The following is an 18,499-nucleotide window of genomic DNA, read 5'->3' on the forward strand; positions in this document are numbered from 1 at the left end:
GGAGAGCATCTTGAAAAGAATTTTAATTATTGAAGATGAAGCTATTATAGCAGAGTTAGAAAAGGATTATTTAGAGGTTGCGGGGTATACAGTAGATATTGATTACTCTGGCGAAAAAGGTTTACAAAGAGTTCTTCTGGAGGATTATGACTTGTTAATTTTAGACATAATGTTACCGGGAATAGATGGATATGAAATTTGTAAACAAGTTCGATTGAAAAAGGACATACCAATACTTATGGTGTCCGCAAAACAAGAGGAAATCGATAAAATTAAAGGGTTAGGTTTTGGAGCAGATGATTATATTATAAAACCATTTAGCCCAAGTGAAATGGTGGCGCGTGTAAACGCTCATCTAGCCCGTTATGATCGTTTAACAGGGAAGCGAGAAAAAATAAAAGATGAAATTCGTATTCGAGGATTGCTTATTTATAAATCGGCACGACGTGTATTTATAAATGGAACTGAGGTCATGTTAACAGGAAAAGAATTTGATTTATTAACTTGTATGGCGGAACATCCAAACCAAGTATTTAGTAAAGATCGTCTCTTTGAAACTGTATGGGGGATGGATGTAATTGGTGATGCAGCAACGGTTGCTGTACATGTGAAAAATATTCGTCAAAAAATTGAACTCGATCCATTTGATAAATCATACATTGAAACAATTTGGGGAGTAGGATATCGTTTTACACACTAATAAAAAAGCCAGCATTTTTGCTGGCTTTTTTATTGTAAATGAATTTACAAACAAGATCCTCCGCTAACATCAATCAATTGTCCAGTAACCCAGCGACTATCAGGAGAAGCGAGAAATGCAGCAGTGTCGGCAATGTCTTCTACTTCACCTAATCGATTGAAAGCTGAAATGTTAGTAGCATATTGTTTCATCATTGGATCGCTCAAGAGTTCCGCATTCATATCTGTTTTAATGAAGCCTGGAAGTATTGCATTTACAGTAATACCTCGTGCGCCAAGTTGTTTTGCTAGAGTGAAAGTCATTGTGTTAATTGCACCTTTCGTCATACTATATGCAACGAAATCAGGTAAAGAAATGCGAGTTGCGGCTGATGAGATATTAACAATCCGGCTATTGTCACGTAAACGCGGTAGAGCTTGTTGGATGATGAAGAATGGTGCTTTTGCATTTACTGAAACGATTCTATCAAAAAATTGTTCAGTCGTTTCTTCAATAAAAGCACCAGGTCCAATTCCAGCGTTGTTTATTAAAATATCAAATTCCGTTCCACCAGTTCGCTTTTGCAATTCAGTATCTAAAGAATTATATAGGTTTTCTACACCGTGTAAAGATTCAAGATTTGCACCGATAGAAAAAGCTGATCCGCCATTTGATTGAATTTCATGAACAGTTTCTTCAGCATCTTCTTTTCGGTTACCATAATGAACAGCAACTAATGCACCATCGTTTGCTAAACGTTTTGCGATAGCACGTCCAATTCCTCGGCTTGCTCCAGTAACTAATGCTATTTTACCTTTTAACATAGTTCTCTCATCTCCTCATGAAATTTTTATATGTTTTAAGTTGTTTTTCTTTATGTAGAAAAGCAAACATACTTAAGTAATATATGAGTACGTGTAAGAAGTTCATTCCAATTTTGTTTTGAGAAAAATAAACAACCTTTTGGTGTATGAATTGAACTTTAAAAATGAATTTTTAAAAAAATGTTGACAATGAAAAGAACAAAGTCCTATAATACGTTTAACAAATAAAAGCCAATTATGAATTTTCAGACTTTATATTATATATATGCAAAGAAGAGGAAAGTAGATGATTATGATCGTTTCAGAGAGCTACTCCAAGGCTGCGAGAGTAGTAAGCATCGAATCATTGAATATCACCTCGGAGCATCGCTTGCGAAAGGGAAACTGAGTAGAGGGCGGCGGTATCGTCTCCGGTAAAAGGACGGGGGTCTGGTTGGACCTACAAAGCTTATATTTCGTGAGAAGTGTAAGGAAGCTGAGTGGTAACGCGAAACTCTCGCCTCAGCAATCAAAGCTACTATTAAGTAGTAGTTGATTGCTGAGGTGAGAGTTTTTATTTTAAAAAATAGATTAAGTAAGAGAAAAAATGTGTAAGAAGGGATTTGACAAGATGAGAAGTGACATGATTAAAAAAGGTTTTGATAAAGCTCCGCATCGTAGTTTATTAAAAGCAACTGGTTTAAAAGATGAAGATTTTGATAAACCATTCATAGCAATTTGTAATTCTTTTATTGAAATTATTCCAGGGCATAAGCACTTGAACGAGTTTGGGAAACTTGTAAAAGAAGCCGTTCGTGCGGCAGGCATGGTGCCATTTGAATTTAATACAATTGGAGTAGATGACGGTATTGCGATGGGTCATATCGGTATGCGTTATTCGCTTCCGAGTCGTGAAATCATTGCAGATTCAGTAGAAACGGTTGTAAATGCACACTGGTTTGATGGAATGATTTGTATTCCAAACTGTGACAAAATTACACCAGGTATGATGATGGCTGCACTTCGAATAAACATTCCAACTGTTTTCGTTTCAGGTGGTCCGATGGCAGCGGGGAAAACATCTAAAGGGGAAGTTGTCGATTTAAGTTCTGTTTTTGAAGGGGTAGGAGCCTATCAATCTGGGAAAATTTCAGAAGAAGAATTAAAGGATATTGAAGATCATGGCTGTCCATCTTGTGGTTCTTGTTCCGGTATGTTTACAGCGAACTCTATGAACTGTTTATGTGAAGTGTTAGGTTTAGCTCTTCCTGGTAACGGGAGTATTTTAGCGATTGATCCAAGACGTGAGGAGTTAATTAAACAAGCAGCAGAAAAATTAAAAATTTTAATTGAAAGAGATATTAAACCACGCGACATTGTAACAGAAGAAGCAATTGATGATGCGTTTGCACTTGATATGGCGATGGGTGGATCAACGAATACAGTATTACACACGTTAGCACTCGCACAAGAGGCGGGGTTAGATTACGATATGAACCGCATTGATGCAGTTTCAAGACGTGTACCGCATTTATGTAAAGTAAGTCCAGCTTCTAATTGGCATATGGAAGATATCGATCGCGCAGGCGGGATTAGTGCAATTTTGAAAGAGATGAGCCGAAAAGAAGGGGTACTTCACCTTGATCGTATAACTGCTACTGGGCAAACATTAAGAGAAAACATTGCTCATGCAGAGATTCAAGATAAGGAAGTTATTCATTCTCTAGAAAATCCTCATAGTGAAGAAGGAGGATTACGTATATTAAAAGGAAACCTTGCGAAAGACGGAGCGGTTATTAAAAGCGGAGCAACAGAAGTAAAACGATTTGAAGGACCTTGCGTTATTTTTAATTCACAAGATGAGGCGATTGCCGGCATTATGCTTGGGAAAGTTAAGAAAGGAGATGTAGTTGTTATTCGCTATGAAGGACCAAGAGGCGGACCTGGTATGCCGGAAATGTTAGCACCAACATCAGCAATTGCTGGTATGGGATTAGGAGCAGATGTTGCACTTTTAACTGATGGTCGCTTCTCTGGTGCTTCACGTGGTATTTCGGTAGGGCATATTTCACCAGAAGCAGCAGCTGGCGGAACGATTGCACTTCTTGAACAAGGAGATATTGTATGTATTGATGTTGAGGAACGCTTGTTAGAAGTGAGAGTTAGTGATGAGGAATTAGAGAAGCGTAAAAAAGGGTGGAAACGACCAGAACCAAAAGTGAAAACTGGGTGGCTTGGACGTTATGCACAAATGGTAACATCGGCGAATACAGGTGCAGTTCTGAAAATCCCGAATTTTGATTGAGCCAATATAAAAAGAGATAAGGATGATATAAAATGGTGCAAAATGTAAAGGAGAGAGTGAAAATTGAAGATATCTTAATGGCTCATAATTGCATGAAAGATATCGTTATTAAAACACCGTTACAACGAGATTCAGTTTTATCTGAGAAATATGAATGTGACGTATATGTTAAGCGAGAAGATTTACAAGTTATTCGTTCTTTCAAAATTCGTGGTGCGTATAATTTAATTCAAAGTTTACCGAAAGAAAAGTTACAAAATGGTGTTGTTTGTGCAAGTGCTGGTAATCATGCACAAGGAGTTGCTTATACGTGTAATTTATTGAAGATTCCGTCAAAAATTTTCATGCCGACAACGACACCTAAGCAAAAAGTATCACAAGTTGAATTTTTCGGTGGTGATTTCGCAGACATTGTATTAGTTGGTGATACATTTGATAGTTCTTTCCAAGAGGCGCAGCGCTATTGTGTAGAAAATAGGATGACATTTGTACATCCGTTTGATGATCCGTATGTCGTTGCTGGTCAAGGAACAGTCGCTGTTGAAATTATGCATGATATGGAGAAACCAGTTGATTATATATTTACAGCAATTGGCGGTGGTGGATTAGCATCTGGTATTGGTACATATGTAAAGGGGGTTAGTCCTACTACAAAGGTAATCGGTGTAGAACCGATGGGAGCTGCATCTATGAAAGAAGCTTTTCTTCAAAATGAAAATGTTGCATTAGAAAAGATTGATAGTTTTGTTGATGGAGCAGCTGTTAAGAAGGTAGGAAAGTTAACTTTTGAAACATGTAAAGATGTAATTGATGATATTGTTTTAGTACCGGAGGGAAAGGTTTGTACAACGATTTTAGAACTGTATAAGAAAAATGCGATTGTAGCAGAGCCAGCTGGTGCGCTTTCTATTGCGGCACTTGATCTATACAGAGATGAAATAAAGGGAAAAACAGTTGTATGCATGTTAAGTGGTGGAAATAATGATATTGATAGAATGCAAGAAATGAAAGAACGATCCCTTATTCATGAAGGATTAAAGCACTATTTCATCATTGAATTTCCGCAACGTTCAGGAGCACTACGAGAGTTTCTTGATAAAGGATTAGGACCGGAAGATGATATTACTCGCTTTGAGTATATTAAGAAACATAATAAAGAAAATGGTCCAGCTTTAGTGGGGGTAGAATTAAAGCATAAGGAAGACTATGAAGCTTTAATTACTCGTTTTCAAGAAAATAACATTCAATTCGTGGAGCTTAATAAAAATCCTGTGCTGTTTGATTTACTTATTTAATAAAAGAAAAGAGTTAACATACAATTCTACTTGAAATAAAAAAGATAGATACAGGAGGGAAATCCTGCTTGTTCTATCTTTTTTATTCTTTGAAAGTTAAACGAAATACGTTCCATATTCAAGTAGGATAAAGCTAGTTAACCAAAAAAGTATTGCAATACGAATGATTACATACATTGTAAATTCAAAGGGAGTAAGTTTTCTCTCTCGCTTTATTTTTCTTAGAAGTCTAACAGAAAAAAATGAACATAAAAGCAGGATCGCTATAGATATTTTATACACGTTTTCTAACAGACTTATATTTTCTAATAAGTTTTTCAGCATATTCATCACCTATCCCGTAATGTATGTTACAGAGAAATGAATCTCGTGCTGTTTAGTTGCGTTTGTTTATTATTTTCCCAGTGTCATCAATTTCTACATCAGTTGAAACCGTTTGTAAATATTGCAGTGCTTTTTTCTTTTCTTCTTCATTTACAGGAGAAACTTGGTTGTTGCGAATGATGTAAGGATTGAATGACATTTGGACATCCTTACCTTTAAAGGTTAAAGTTAATACGCCTGTTTCGGCACTCTTTCCATTTACATAATTCGGGAATAAAAAGTTTCCTAACGAGTATGCGATAGGAACTTTATTGTAATACTCAAATCCTTGTAACCAATGCGGGTGACTTCCAACGATTGCATCAGCACCCGCCTCTACCATTTTCGGAACATATTGTTTCTGGTATTCTATTGGGCGATTAGATTTTTCGACGCCCCAATGCATATAGACGATTACATAATCAGCATCTTTCTTTTGCTCTTGAATCGTTTTTGTTACAAGATCTAGGTCATATCCGTTTGCAACGCCGGGTTTATTGTCACCAGCTACCCAATTAAAGTTGGGCATAAAGCGTACAAAGGAAAGAAATTTAAACTTTTTTCCTTTTACAGTTAGTTCACGAGCAGTATAAGCATCTTCAGCATTTTTTCCGGCTCCAGTGTAAGGTAGTTTTAATTTTTCGACGTGAGAAATGGTGTCTAGTAGTCCATCTTGCCCATAATCAAGCGTATGGTTATTGCCAATGTTCACGATGTCATATCCGGTGTTTTTAATGGCTTGTAGTGTGGATGGATCACTTTTAATCCAAAATTGTTGCCCAGGTACTTTTTTTTCTCTCGTTGTAAATGCTGACTCTAAATTAACAAAAGAAATATCAGCTTTCGTTATTTCTTCTTTTACGTGTTGGAATGGATAATCAGCCCCATTTTTTTCGATTACGGGACGTAATTGCCAATCGAACATTGTATCACCAGAGAAGGTGAGTGTGATTTCAGGGTCTTCGGTTTTCTTTTCGCTTTTTGAAGCTGTTTTACTAGATTTGTTTTGCATATCAGGTTTGTCTTTCGCTTTTGAAATAAAAGAGTAGTTGATTAATAAAACAATTGGTGTAATGAAAAAGGCTATTAACAGAAATCGTTTTAGTAAAGTTTTCATAAATACCTTCCCTTTTGAGTTTATCCCGCAATTAGATTAACAATGAATCTACTAAAGGCAATCGGTCTTTGTATAGTTACAAAAAAATAGCGGGTTATGTAGTGAAAAACGTTTGTTAATATTCACAATATTACGTTAACATATAGGTAACCTGTAAATCAATGTATAAACCAAAATATAGAAATAAAGAATTCGAAGGGTGAAGAATGAGAAATGGTTATATTAGGAGCAGTTGTAAATGGGATTTGTATTATATTTGGTACTTTACTTGGTAAATTATTTAGTGCGATTCCAGAAAGTATGAAGGGAACAATTATGCATGCAATTGGTTTAGCGGTTACTGTACTTGGACTTCAAATGGCATTAAAAAGTGAAAATTTTCTTGTTGTCATACTAAGTTTAGTTATTGGTACGGTAATCGGAGAATGGCTACAATTAGAAGAAAGGTTAAAACTGTTAGGGGATTGGCTAGAAAATAAAGTTGGATCGAAAGGGAAAGGGAGCATATCAGAAGGCTTTGTAACAGCCACGCTTATTTTTGCAATCGGAGCGATGGGGATACTTGGTGCATTGGACAGTGGGATTCGCGGAAATCATGATATTTTATTTACAAAGGCGATTATCGATGGATTCATTTCTATTATATTAACGACAACTCTAGGAATTGGCGTAGTATTTTCAGCGATTCCAGTGATTTTATATGAGGGAGGTATTGCAGTTTTTGCAACACAAATTAATAGTTTTGTTCCAAAAGAATTAATGAATCAATTTATAGTGGAAATGACGGCTACTGGCGGTATTATGATATTCGCAATCGGATTAAACTTACTTGGATTTATTAAAATTAAAGTGGCAAATTTACTTCCAGGCATATTAATGGTTGGAGTAATTGTTTCTATTATATACGGTTATGGTTTGATAATAAGTCATTAGGGGAAGGGATATAGATGATGGAATTCCAATTTACAAAACGTGCATATAAAATATTGGAGATTGCAGCAGAAGAGGCTGAGTGTAGTAAAGGTATTATCCATCCAGTTCATCTATTTATAGGAGCTTGTAAGGAAGGTACTGGAGTTTGCGCGGAGTTACATATGTATTTATTTCACACGGTGGGTATGGATTTTTTAGCAAAGATATCGTTACTCCAACAATATTATGCAAATGAAATAGAATACATAAATGTTGGGGAGTTTAAAGTTTCAAATAAGACGATAGAAGTTTTAAAAGTAGCGAAGAAACGGATGGAACGTTTTCAGCAAATAGTAATAAATGAAGGGCATGTTTTATATGCAATTTTTCAAGGGGATACAGTTATTGAAAAGGTTATAAGTAAAAACGTGCAAAAAGAGCTGTTGAGTATTACATCTGAGTCAAGAGACTTAACCGTTGATTTAAAAAGATTTAATCCTATTTATAATAATTTTAATTTTAATGTTAGAAGAGCTGTCTTTTCTGATTTTGAAAAGTTGGCACGTTTTGTTAAGGATGAATTTGGTGAACGTTGGTTAAAATCTTTAGATTATGGATTTCGGACATATAAAGAGGAGTTACCTATTTTTATTGCTGAGCAGGAAGGAGCAATCATTGGTTTCGCTTGTTACGATGTTGTGAGAGGAAAAAAAGGGTTGTTTGGCCCGATGGGTACAGCGAAACATAATCGTGTGAACGGTGTTGGGAAGACGGTATTGAATCATTGTTTATATAACATGAAGAAAAGCGGATATGAGTATGCAATTATAGGACAAGCAGGTCCGATTGAGTTTTATGAGAGGTGCTGTAATGCACGTTTAATACCCATAGGAGATAATTAACTCTATCCCTTTGCAAAGAATACAAAGGGATAGAGTTAATTATGTATAAATCAAATTACTAAACTTTTTCCAGGAAACGGTGTAGAATGGGTATCTAATGAAAGAAGGTGTGAAAATGGCCAGCTGGAAACGAAATTTAATGATTTGTTGGCTAGGTTGTTTTACCACTGCAGCCGGTATGAGTTTAGTAATTCCTTTTTTATCTTTTTATATTGAGGAATTAGGGGTGACCGGCACTTCTAGTATTGCACAGTGGTCGGGACTTGCATTTGGTGTAACATTTTTAATGGGTGCGATTGTATCACCGATATGGGGAAAGCTCGGTGATATACATGGACGGAAATTGATGCTTATACGTGCTAGCCTTGGTATGGCGATAATTATGACGCTTATGGGGTTTGTGACAGATGTGTATCAATTAGTCGCACTTCGGTTTTTAATGGGATCGGTATCAGGTTTCCTTTCTACAGCGATGACACTTATTGCTGCAGAAACTCCGCAAGAACATTCAGGTTGGGCAATTTCTACAATCTCAACTGGAGGCGTGAGCGGTTCGTTACTTGGGCCGATACTCGGAGGTTATTTGTCAGAGTTAATCGGAATGCGCCATGTTTTTCTAGTTACAGGAGCTTTCTTATTCCTGTCCTTTCTTATCGTCTTTTTCTTCTTACATGAGGAGAAACATTCTGCTAAAGAAAAAAAGGCACAGCCGAAAAAAGTATGGACGATGGTCCCTGCAAAACATTTAATAATAAGTTTATTTGTAGCAACGTTTATTATTCAGCTTGCAAATATGTCGATTCAACCTATTATTACGTTGTACGTAAAGCATTTGGCAGGACCAGGAACAGATCATATTGAAATGCTTGCAGGTGCAGTCATGTCTGCGACAGGATTAGCAGTTATTTTAGCAGCTCCTAAGCTAGGAAGATTATCAGATCATATTGGACCTCAAAAAACGTTAGTTGTAGCGTTGTTTGCTGCAGGAATTATTTTTATTCCGCAAGCATTTGTAACCTCAGCTTGGCAACTATTAATTCTTCGCTTTTTATTAGGTATTGCACAAGCAGGACTATTACCTTCCGTACAAACTCTACTAAAACAACATACGCCAACCCATGTAACGGGACGAATATTTGGATATAATCAATCATTTCAGTTTTTAGGAAATATGATTGGGCCAGTACTTGGTGGACAAATTGCAGCTCATGCAGGCTTCCAATATGTTTTCTTCTCTACATCATCACTATTATTTATTGCGTGCATTTGGGTTTATTTTCATAGTAAGAACGAAGAGGTATCAGAGAAACGACATTTGGAAGTTAGTTAACTATGTGAATGAAAAACAGAAAAAGGATGAAGCAATATTGCTTCATCCTTTTTCATTAAAATTGAAGGCAAAGATAACTTAATGTACCAAGCTCGTAGCTACGGTGAATGACCGTACCGTCGTTCTCACCACTACCCATCGCGATAAATAGAGGAACAAAATGTTCCGCTCTTGGTACAGCTAATTGTGCATGAGGAGCATTTCTTTCCCAGTTAAACAATGCATCTTTATCGCTAGTATGCATATGATTTATAATCCAATCATCAAATTCAATCGCCCATTGTTCCGGAGTTGTTTCATTCCATTTTAATGCTCGTAAATTATGAACAGTAACTCCGCTGCCGATTACTAAAATATCTTCTTGTCCAAGTCCTTTTAGTGCTTCTCCAATTTCAAATTGTTCTTTTGCAGGAAGGAATGGATTTACTGATATTTGTACGACAGGAATATTGGCTTCTGGGTACATACGATGCAGGAGTGTCCATGAGCCATGATCTAAACCTCTCGTCATATTATGATGGACTGGAATGCCTTTGTTTTTAAATTTTGTTTCTAGCATAGACGCAATGCTAGAAGAGCCTTTCGCATGATATTTGATTTCGTATAACTCAGGAGGAAAACCTCCAAAGTCATAAATTGTTTCATATACTTCATCTGAAGAGGAGATCGTTAATACTTCACTTTCCCAGTGAGCGGTAAAAATAACAATAGCTTTCGGTTTATATGTTTCTCCAAGTGTCTTTAAAAAGCGTGTATAGTCTGTATCTTGAATAGCAAGCATAGGTGATCCATGTGCTAAAAATAGTGAGGGCATCATGATTAAAACCTCCTAAAAATATATTAATTACTTTATGTAAGTAACTATATAATTTTATTTTAAATTCGTCAAGATAATAGTTTAATATGTAATCGGAAAAATAGATCATTTGTCATAATGAAAGCAATTGCATATAATACATAATAAGAATAATGAATGTTTATTCATTATAAAAAAAGATATACATAATAGATTTGGAGGCTGTCGGAATGAGCATACAGGAAAATTTCGTTACGGCATTGGATAAATCGGAAATTTACTTGCGTAAATGGTTACCAGAAGGAAATCCGCGGGGAATTGTTCAAATTGCACATGGTATGACAGAACATGCAGGTGTTTATACAGAATTTATTGATGCCTTATTAGAAGCAGGATATGGTGTTTATGCTCATGATCATAAAGGGCATGGAAAAACAGTAAAAAGAGAAGAAGACTATGGTCATTTTGAACCAAATGTAGGTTGGAATCAGGCTGTGTCTGATGTTATCTTTGTTTCGGAAATGATAAAAGAAGAGCAGACATGCCCGTTATTTTTACTTGGACATAGTATGGGTTCTTTTTTATCAAGACGTGCTGTACAATTTAAAGGTGAATTATATGATGGATTCCTTATTTCAGGAACTGGTGGAAATCCAGGGCTTTTAGGAAGTATCGGTCATAAAGTAGCCACAATTGAGATGAAACTACGCGGGCCCAAAACGAAAAGTCCGATGCTGAACTTCTTATCTTTCGGAAACTTCAACTCGCACTTTAAGCCAAATCGTACGAAATTTGATTGGTTATCTTCAGATATTAATCAAGTTGATAAATATATTGCGGATCCGTTATGTGGATTTATTTGCACGACTAGTTTTTACCGAGAATTGTTTCATGGAGTTCTAGAAGTAAATAAAATAGAAGAATACAAGAAGACACCAAAAAATCTTCCAATACATATATTCTCTGGTGATCGTGATCCTGTTGGGGATATGGGGAAAGGTGTAAAAGAAGTATACGAAAACTATAAAAAATGTGGTGTGAAAGATGTAACACTTCGCTTATATGAAAATGGTAGACATGAAATGTTCCATGAAGTGAATAGAGAAGATGTATTTCAAGATTTGATTTCATGGTTAGATGAGCATATTGTATAAGAAGAAACCTCACTTCATGCTGAAGTGAGGTTTTTTGAAAAATTGGAGGATTGATTATGAGTGAATTTGTAAATAAAGAATATGTAGAAATAGATTTTCAAGATGTCTGGATAAAAGAAGAGGAATTGAAAAATTGTACCTTCATAAAATGCCGTTTTAGAGGGATAGATGCATCAGAAGTTTTTACCGAAAACTGTAATTTCATAGAATGTGATTTTACTGGTACTCTTTTTAATGCTTCTATCCATCAAGGAACTACGTTTGCTAATTGTAGGTTTTTTGGTGCGAATTTATTTGTATCTAAGTTTGAAGAATGTAAAATGACTGGTTCGGATTTCGAAGAGGCGAATTTAGACGGAATAACAATTATATCAGGCGATTGGTCATATACGAATTTAAGGTTTGCGAACTTAAGTAAACAAATGTTAAAGGGTAACTAACTGTTACGATTTATTTAACCAATTATAACTAAAGTTAATTAAATATATCAGTAAGCCCTGCTAGTCAAGTGATTGGCTAGTAGTGAGGGTTAACTGCGGGCAATCCCTAAAGCTGATTGAACTACAACGTGGCTAGAAATGGTGAGCGTGAATGTTGCGAAAGCAGAAAAAATCAATCAGATGGTGCAAGGTTAAATCCTAAACATTAGAACAATGGGTCTTCCGCATCGAATCATCTAAGTTAAAATTGATAAGATGAACGTTCAACGACTATCTCGTATAACTGACGAGAGTACATCACAAGCCTATGGTGGTGGAAAAATCCTTTATCTCTAAGTAGATAAACATATAGTCTGCGCTCATGTGAAAACATGAGAAGTTCATAAGAGAACTGGCTAAGGAATTGCGCCCTTAGTTGAACAAGATAAATCTAATTAAATCTATCAAACTTCATTGAATCTATCGAATGTATGTACTATTGCGGATTCAATGAGGTGAGAATAATAATGAAATTTTTACGAGTTAGTCAAGTATCGGAATTAACAGGTTTGCATCCTAGTAGTCTTAGGAGAATGCACAAAAGCGGTGAATTAGTACCTGAAAAGGTGACTGCTGGTGGGACACGCTACTATTCAGAAGAGCAAATCTTTCATTATCTAAAAGGGGAGCGCCCAAATAATCGCACAGTAATTGGCTATTGTAGAGTCAGTTCTTCGAGTCAAAAAAACGACCTAGAAAGACAAGTCGATAGAATGAAGCAATATCTTATCGCGCGAGGTTATCAATTTGAAATTATCGAAGATATTGGTTCTGGAATCAACTATAAGAAAAAAGGCTTTAACAAGTTAATTGAACGCATTGAGAACAATGAGGTTGAAAAATTGTTGTCATGCACAAAGATAGACTTGTGAGGTTCGGTCATGAGTTGGTTGAAAAGATTTGTCAACTACACGGAACAGCGATTGAAGTAATTGACAATACTACTAAGACAGAAGAACAGGAGGTCGTAGAAGACCTTGTTCAGATCATTACAGTATTTAGTTGTAAACTTCAAGGCAAGCGCTCTAAAAAGACCAAACAGATAATCAAGGAGTTGATTTCTGATGATATTGGCGAAGAAAGTCAGATTGATTCCAACGTCTGAACAAGAAAAAGTGCTTAGAAACCATGCTGGAGCTTCAAGATTCGCTTATAACTATTGTAAAAGAATGAGTGATAGATACTATAAGCTATTTGGAAAATCTGTTTCACAGTTAGCTTTACAGAAACGATTTACAAAGATCAAGAAGCGAAAGCGATATGAGTGGTTAAATGACATCAACGCATAAGTTCCAAAACAGGCTTCAAAAGATTTTGACAAGGCGCGAAAAAATTCGTTCAAAAAGTACAAAAATGGCTATCACACTTCTTATAAAACCAAAAAAGATTTAATCCAAGGATTTTATACCAATTATGAAAGACTGATTATAGGAAAGAAAGTAGTTGATATTCAGTCTATTGGAGAAGTGAAAACAAGCCAACAACTACCAAGAAACAAAAAACCATCAAATCCAAGAGTTACATTTGATGGTCGTCACTGGTGGATTAGTGTAGGGTTCAAAGAAGAATTCGAACCACCAGAACTAACCAATGAGTCGATTGGTGTGGACGTTGGTTTAAAAGAGTTGTTTGTAGCTTCTAATGGTACGAAAGAACGAAATATAAACAAAGATGCCAAGGTTAAAAAGCTTTTGAAAAGGAAAAAGTCAGCACAAAGAGATATGTCTAGGAGATTTAAAAAAGGTGTAAAAATTCAGTCTGCCGGATATGAAAAAGCTAAAACTGAGCACCTGCGGTTATCTAGGGAAATTACGAATATCCGAAATAACCATATCCATCAAGCAACAGCTAAATTGGTGAAAACCAAACCAATGAGGGTCGTTGTGGAAGACTTACCTATCTCAAACCTGTTAAAAAACAAAAAACTATCGAAAGCATTTTCATTTCAAAAATTAAACTTCTTCTTTCAATGTTTATCATACAAGTGCGATAAGTATGGCATTGAGTATGTAAAAGCTGATAAATGGTTCGCCTCAAGCAAGATTTGCTCATGTTGTGGCGTTAAATACGACCATTCAGTTCAACCAGAAGGGCAGTGGAGTTTAAAAATACGTGAGTGGTGTTGTGTTGGGTGCAATAGCCATCACGAGAGGGATTTAAATGCTGCGATAAATTTATCAAGATGGGCAAAATAAATGCTTGATAATAGGAGGTAACGATACTGCCTCGTGTGGAGTGTTATACCCCTCGTCCCTTCGGGGTTGCGAGAACACTTTGAAGCACTAACTTGTGTAAATTTGATTGAATTGTATAGATTTAGTTAAGTTTATCGTATCGGTATTCGTTTAATTGAAGCTGACCTATATGAATGTAATTTAGAAAAAGCAGATTTGCGTGAAGCGGATTTAACGGGCGCACAATTAGGTAAGGTGAAACTTAGTGGTGCGGATTTAAGAGGAGCTGTAGTTGATAGAGTTGATTTTAAAGCTTTTGATTTAAAAAACGTGAAATTAGATATAGCGCAGGCGGTTGCAGTTGCGAGATGTTATGGAGCAAAGGTGAATTAAATCATTTGTAACACCGTTCAATATATTGAACGGTGTTACAAATAGTAATGATTTTTAAAGATTGCCTTTTACCGCTTTTATAATATGATGTGTGAAATTGCTAATGTCAGGAGATGCTGAATATGGATAGCATAAAGATTAAACAACTATATGAAGCATTAAGAAAATCTTGGTCAATAGAAACGAGTTCTAAGTGGACGAGCGAAAGCCCAGCAAAGGGACAATGTGGTGTAACGGCCCTTATTGTCCAAGAATTGTGTGGGGGAGAGATAATAAAGACGAAGATAGGGGAAGTATGGCATTTCTACAATAAAGTAGATGGGAAAAGGTATGATTTTACTAGGACCCAATTTCATGAAACATTAAACTATATGGACATGAAGTCGAGCCGTGAAGAAGCATTTGCAGATACAAATGAAAAACAATATAGCATTTTGAAGGAAAAGACAACGAAAGAATTAAAATTATCTTTTGACTCTTAATCTTCAATAAGTTACTATAATGGTGGTAACTAATTAAAGGGAACTTCATAGAGTTGAAAGGGGAAATACTTTTGAAAACAACTTATGTAAACGCTACAATTGCAACGATGAATGAACAAAATGAAGTGATAGAAAATGGATATATCATTGTAGAAAATGATCAAATTATAGATATAAATAGCGGAGAATTCGCTAACGATTTTGAAGTAGATGAAGTAATTGACATGGAAGGAAAGTGGGTTTTACCAGGGCTTGTCAATACACATACACACGTTGTAATGAGTCTCTTAAGAGGTATTGGCGATGATATGTTATTGCAGCCATGGCTTGAGACGAGAATTTGGCCACTTGAAAGTCAGTTTACGCCAGAGCTTGCGGTCGCTAGCACGGAATTAGGATTACTTGAAATGGTGAAAAGTGGTACAACATCATTCTCTGATATGTTTAATCCTATTGGAGTAGACCAAGATGCAATTATGGAAACGGTATCAAGGAGTGGAATGCGTGCTGCTGTTTCAAGAACTTTATTTAGCTTCGGAACGAAAGACGATGAAAAGAAAGCGATAGAAGAAGCTGAGAAATATGTGAAGCGCTACTATAAAGAAAGTGGTATGTTAACTACGATGGTTGCGCCGCATAGTCCATATACATGTTCCACAGAACTGTTAGAAGAGTGTGCTCGTATTGCAGTAGAAAATCAAACGATGGTTCATATTCATCTTTCTGAAACAGAGCGTGAAGTACGTGATATTGAAGCACAGTATGGGAAGCGTCCAGTAGAATATGCAGCAAGTTGTGGATTGTTTAAACGTCCAACGGTTATTGCACACGGTGTAGTATTAAATGAAAATGAGCGTGCATTTTTAGCAGAACATGATGTTCGAGTAGCACATAACCCAAATAGTAATTTAAAACTAGGTTCTGGTATAGCGAATGTAAAAGCGATGCTAGAAGCAGGGATGAAAGTAGGAATTGCAACAGATAGTGTGGCGTCTAACAACAATTTAGATATGTTTGAAGAAATGCGCATTGCAACATTATTACAAAAAGGTATTCATCAAGATGCAACAGCATTACCAGTTGAAACAGCTCTTTCTCTTGCGACAAAAGGAGCTGCGGAAGTAATTGGTATGAAACAAACGGGATCACTTGAGGTTGGTAAGTGTGCTGATTTTATTACGATTGATCCATCTAATAAGCCACATTTACAACCGGCAGATGAAGTGTTATCACATCTTGTGTATGCAGCTAGTGGAAAAGATATAAGCGATGTAATTATTAATGGTAAACGTGTCGTTTGGAATGGTGAATGTAAAACGTTAGATGAAGAGCGTATTATATTTGAAGCAAGTCGTTATAAACGAGGTTTACAAAGATAGGTAATTTCAGGCTGTGGAGAAAGTCTTCTCCACAGCCTATTTTTGTGTCTGAATCTTTTTTATGTGTCAACACTGATAAAAAGAGGAGAAGGAGAGATTTTTTATTAGTGTTGATTAATAAAACAGAAGAGAATGGTTTAGATAAAATCACTAGTTTCAAAAAATCCTTCATGCAATCATTATTGCATGAAGGATTTTGATGTTTTCTTATTTTCTTGTCTCATTGACCCATGTAATAATGTCCCGGATGACATACTCGGGAACATTAGCAGGGATTTCGTATTCACTAGGAAGACTTGATTCCCCATCACCCTCGGTGAAAAAATGATTCAATTTCGGGTATTCTTTGAACTGGACATTCTTGCGGTTTGAAAGTCCTTCCTGCCATTTAGTATATTCATCTTTTACTGTTACTTGATAATCGCGTGCTCCTTGCAGAATGAGTAAAGGCTCTTTTCGTGATTTTGCCTCTTCAACTGGACGCCACCTAGAAACATCATACATAAAATGAGGCGACCCAAAATTGTAGCCAGCTGGAGGATGGTCAGGATTGAACGTAGGATCCTGGATAAAAGCGACCTGTCTTTTTAGTTCATCGATTTCTTCCTTTGACGCCCCAAGGTATTGATACTGATCAATGGCAATGTCAGTCAAAGGGCGAGCAGGTGGTGCAAGCAAGATACTTCCTCGGACAAGTGAGGAAGGCGCTTTGCTCAGTATACGAGGCATTGTGCCAGCTCCTAGGCTATGTCCCAGAATGAAAATATTATTTGGATCAATGCCTTCCTGCTGCGCTGCTGATTTTGCTGCATATATGGCATCATCTGTAGTATCACGGTCTAACGTAACAGGTTCTGTACTCATCTTTAATGCGTGTTCAAAGGTGCGTTTTTCATAGCGTAACACCGCAATTCTGTTGGACGAAAGGCCCGCCGCAATGTCTCGTAAGATTTTTGTCCCGAGATATGTACTATCGCGATCATGGATGCCAGCACCATGAACAAGAACAACTACGGGTACCTTTTCACCAGGCTTATGTTTCGGAACCGTTAATGTGGCTGGTAACGGATAGGTAGAATTTCCAATGACGATTTCACGTTCTTGATAGGAAGTAGGTTGATCATAGCTAGGATGCGGGATAATATAAGGTTCCGGAGGCATCCTTACCCCAACTTCATCTACTTTCCCGCCAGGTGTGAATTTAAGGAGTAACGGTATCGTAGTTCCTTGGGTAGTTCCTGGAATTTCCACCGTCTGATGGACCAAGTTTCGTTCTTTTATCACCGGGGTTCCCATGCTTTTTATCCCGCTCCAGTCACTTAGTTTCCACCAGTTTTGTAATGTGCTTGCTGTAAACTTGGATTGAAAAGCAGCAGACGTCAACTGAAGTGCCTCTGCATACTTACCTTGCTGGAGATATTCAAAAAATAATGATGTACGCTCCGTTAAAGAGATTCGTTTCTTTTCTGCAGATTGCTCCTCGCATGTATCTGCGTGAATAGCTGTTGTAAGCGGGAAAGATGAAACACCTAAAGAAAAGAGTAGGGTAAAGGTAAGTACTGATTTTTGTATTTTCTTTTTTTTATTCATGTTTTAATCTCCAATATGTGATGGTAAAAAACAGGTATGGTAATTAGGGTTCTGGTGTAAAAACGTCTGAACCATTGATATGTTCATCTAAAACCAACAGTACTGACTTTGTCTTAATCGCTCTGGAAACTCTTAACCTCTTTTCCTTCACTTCATATTTTGACTATACGAAACAAAGCTCTCGTTTTTCTTACTTGAACCTTACAAAATCCTTAAGTATATAAGATTTGTAAAATAACACTTTCTATCCGAACTACTTTTTATATGTCAACACAGATAAAAAAGAGAAAAGGAAAAATTTCTTAGGATGATGCTTTAAAAATCATTGTGATGAAAGCGTATCTTT

General features: G+C 36.5%; 14 protein-coding genes, 4 pseudogenes and 1 other annotated feature. Of the genes and pseudogenes, 13 read left to right on the forward strand and 5 right to left on the reverse strand.

Annotation, left to right across the window (positions count from 1 at the left end):
* The first annotated feature begins 10 nt into the window (after positions 1–10).
* Entirely contained in the window at positions 11–700 is a 690-nt protein-coding gene (locus JFU23_RS24765) for a response regulator transcription factor (protein WP_201032962.1), read from the forward strand.
* Between the two features lie 44 nt (positions 701–744).
* Here the strand turns inward: JFU23_RS24765 and JFU23_RS24770 are convergent, their stop codons facing one another.
* Positions 745–1,503 (reverse strand): SDR family oxidoreductase, encoded by a 759-nt coding sequence (locus tag JFU23_RS24770; protein WP_002141274.1) that lies wholly within the window; start codon positions 1,501–1,503, stop codon positions 745–747.
* A 261-nt stretch (positions 1,504–1,764) separates the two neighbouring features.
* Positions 1,765–2,010: a binding site (T-box leader), on the forward strand.
* 103 nt (positions 2,011–2,113) lie between these two features.
* Here JFU23_RS24770 and ilvD point away from each other — a divergent pair.
* Both ilvD and ilvA read left to right on the forward strand, forming a co-directional pair.
* Entirely contained in the window at positions 2,114–3,787 is a 1,674-nt protein-coding gene (gene ilvD, locus JFU23_RS24775; RefSeq protein ID WP_201032963.1) for a dihydroxy-acid dehydratase, read from the forward strand.
* A 32-nt stretch (positions 3,788–3,819) separates the two neighbouring features.
* Positions 3,820–5,082: a threonine ammonia-lyase IlvA gene (ilvA, locus tag JFU23_RS24780; RefSeq protein WP_201032964.1), complete on the forward strand. Its 1,263-nt coding sequence runs from the start codon at positions 3,820–3,822 to the stop codon at positions 5,080–5,082.
* A gap of 96 nt (positions 5,083–5,178) precedes the next feature.
* On the opposite strand, the gene JFU23_RS24785 is transcribed toward ilvA, so the two are convergent.
* Together JFU23_RS24785 and JFU23_RS24790 are read right to left on the reverse strand one after the other, a co-directional pair.
* A complete protein-coding gene (locus JFU23_RS24785) occupies positions 5,179–5,406 on the reverse strand; it encodes a hypothetical protein (protein ID WP_201032965.1) in 228 nt (75 codons plus the stop codon).
* Positions 5,407–5,458: 52 nt separating this feature from the next.
* Positions 5,459–6,562, reverse strand: coding sequence for a CapA family protein (locus JFU23_RS24790; protein WP_002126792.1), 1,104 nt, complete (start codon positions 6,560–6,562; stop codon positions 5,459–5,461).
* 213 nt (positions 6,563–6,775) lie between these two features.
* Between JFU23_RS24790 and JFU23_RS24795 the strand changes: the two genes are divergently transcribed.
* The 3 genes from JFU23_RS24795 (at position 6,776) to JFU23_RS24805 (ending at position 9,706) form a co-directional block, all read left to right on the forward strand.
* Entirely contained in the window at positions 6,776–7,495 is a 720-nt protein-coding gene (locus JFU23_RS24795; protein WP_000236011.1) for a DUF554 domain-containing protein, read from the forward strand.
* Between the two features lie 14 nt (positions 7,496–7,509).
* Positions 7,510–8,376 carry a GNAT family N-acetyltransferase gene (locus tag JFU23_RS24800; protein ID WP_201032966.1) on the forward strand — a complete coding sequence of 289 codons (867 nt, stop codon included), beginning with the start codon at positions 7,510–7,512 and terminating at the stop codon, positions 8,374–8,376.
* A gap of 115 nt (positions 8,377–8,491) precedes the next feature.
* Positions 8,492–9,706: a multidrug efflux MFS transporter gene (locus tag JFU23_RS24805; RefSeq protein ID WP_002086285.1), complete on the forward strand. Its 1,215-nt coding sequence runs from the start codon at positions 8,492–8,494 to the stop codon at positions 9,704–9,706.
* A gap of 55 nt (positions 9,707–9,761) precedes the next feature.
* Here JFU23_RS24805 and JFU23_RS24810 read toward each other — a convergent pair whose 3' ends face one another.
* Entirely contained in the window at positions 9,762–10,523 is a 762-nt protein-coding gene (locus JFU23_RS24810) for a DODA-type extradiol aromatic ring-opening family dioxygenase (protein WP_002012144.1), read from the reverse strand.
* Positions 10,524–10,732: 209 nt separating this feature from the next.
* Between JFU23_RS24810 and JFU23_RS24815 the strand changes: the two genes are divergently transcribed.
* The 7 genes and pseudogenes from JFU23_RS24815 (at position 10,733) to JFU23_RS24845 (ending at position 16,563) form a co-directional block, all read left to right on the forward strand.
* On the forward strand, positions 10,733–11,656 hold the full coding sequence (locus tag JFU23_RS24815; protein ID WP_002186154.1) for an alpha/beta hydrolase: 924 nt from the start codon (positions 10,733–10,735) through the stop codon (positions 11,654–11,656).
* Positions 11,657–11,712: 56 nt separating this feature from the next.
* Positions 11,713–12,090, forward strand: a pseudogene (locus tag JFU23_RS24820) (pentapeptide repeat-containing protein); the annotation flags it as partial.
* A gap of 512 nt (positions 12,091–12,602) precedes the next feature.
* A pseudogene (locus tag JFU23_RS24825) lies at positions 12,603–13,240 on the forward strand (IS607 family transposase).
* Positions 13,200–14,330 (forward strand): annotated as a pseudogene (locus JFU23_RS24830) (RNA-guided endonuclease InsQ/TnpB family protein). The pseudogenes JFU23_RS24825 and JFU23_RS24830 overlap by 41 nt, the downstream one beginning before the upstream one ends.
* Positions 14,331–14,471: 141 nt before the next feature.
* Positions 14,472–14,702, forward strand: a pseudogene (locus JFU23_RS24835) (pentapeptide repeat-containing protein); the annotation flags it as partial.
* A gap of 122 nt (positions 14,703–14,824) precedes the next feature.
* Positions 14,825–15,184: a YunG family protein gene (locus tag JFU23_RS24840; RefSeq protein ID WP_002086281.1), complete on the forward strand. Its 360-nt coding sequence runs from the start codon at positions 14,825–14,827 to the stop codon at positions 15,182–15,184.
* A gap of 53 nt (positions 15,185–15,237) precedes the next feature.
* Positions 15,238–16,563, forward strand: a complete 1,326-nt coding sequence (locus JFU23_RS24845) for a bifunctional S-methyl-5'-thioadenosine deaminase/S-adenosylhomocysteine deaminase (protein ID WP_201032967.1) — start codon at positions 15,238–15,240, stop codon at positions 16,561–16,563.
* Between the two features lie 207 nt (positions 16,564–16,770).
* Here JFU23_RS24845 and JFU23_RS24850 read toward each other — a convergent pair whose 3' ends face one another.
* Positions 16,771–18,153 carry an alpha/beta hydrolase gene (locus JFU23_RS24850; protein ID WP_201032968.1) on the reverse strand — a complete coding sequence of 461 codons (1,383 nt, stop codon included), beginning with the start codon at positions 18,151–18,153 and terminating at the stop codon, positions 16,771–16,773.
* Positions 18,154–18,499: the final 346 nt, after the last annotated feature.

The organism is Bacillus sp. TH50 (genome assembly GCF_016650565.1).
GTDB lineage: Bacteria > Bacillota > Bacilli > Bacillales > Bacillaceae_G > Bacillus_A > Bacillus_A mycoides.

Excerpts from the sequence above, each read along its gene's own strand:
- ilvA (WP_201032964.1), top strand. The coding sequence starts at position 3,820 with ATGGTGCAAAATGTAAAGGAGAGAGTGAAAATTGAAGATATCTTAATG.
- JFU23_RS24840 (WP_002086281.1), top strand. The coding sequence starts at position 14,825 with ATGGATAGCATAAAGATTAAACAACTATATGAAGCATTAAGAAAATCT.
- JFU23_RS24850 (WP_201032968.1), bottom strand. The coding sequence starts at position 18,153 with ATGAATAAAAAAAAGAAAATACAAAAATCAGTACTTACCTTTACCCTA.
- JFU23_RS24815 (WP_002186154.1), top strand. The coding sequence starts at position 10,733 with ATGAGCATACAGGAAAATTTCGTTACGGCATTGGATAAATCGGAAATT.
- JFU23_RS24770 (WP_002141274.1), bottom strand. The coding sequence starts at position 1,503 with ATGTTAAAAGGTAAAATAGCATTAGTTACTGGAGCAAGCCGAGGAATT.
- JFU23_RS24800 (WP_201032966.1), top strand. The coding sequence starts at position 7,510 with ATGATGGAATTCCAATTTACAAAACGTGCATATAAAATATTGGAGATT.
- JFU23_RS24795 (WP_000236011.1), top strand. The coding sequence starts at position 6,776 with ATGGTTATATTAGGAGCAGTTGTAAATGGGATTTGTATTATATTTGGT.
- JFU23_RS24805 (WP_002086285.1), top strand. The coding sequence starts at position 8,492 with ATGGCCAGCTGGAAACGAAATTTAATGATTTGTTGGCTAGGTTGTTTT.
- JFU23_RS24790 (WP_002126792.1), bottom strand. The coding sequence starts at position 6,562 with ATGAAAACTTTACTAAAACGATTTCTGTTAATAGCCTTTTTCATTACA.
- ilvD (WP_201032963.1), top strand. The coding sequence starts at position 2,114 with ATGAGAAGTGACATGATTAAAAAAGGTTTTGATAAAGCTCCGCATCGT.
- JFU23_RS24785 (WP_201032965.1), bottom strand. The coding sequence starts at position 5,406 with ATGCTGAAAAACTTATTAGAAAATATAAGTCTGTTAGAAAACGTGTAT.
- JFU23_RS24810 (WP_002012144.1), bottom strand. The coding sequence starts at position 10,523 with ATGATGCCCTCACTATTTTTAGCACATGGATCACCTATGCTTGCTATT.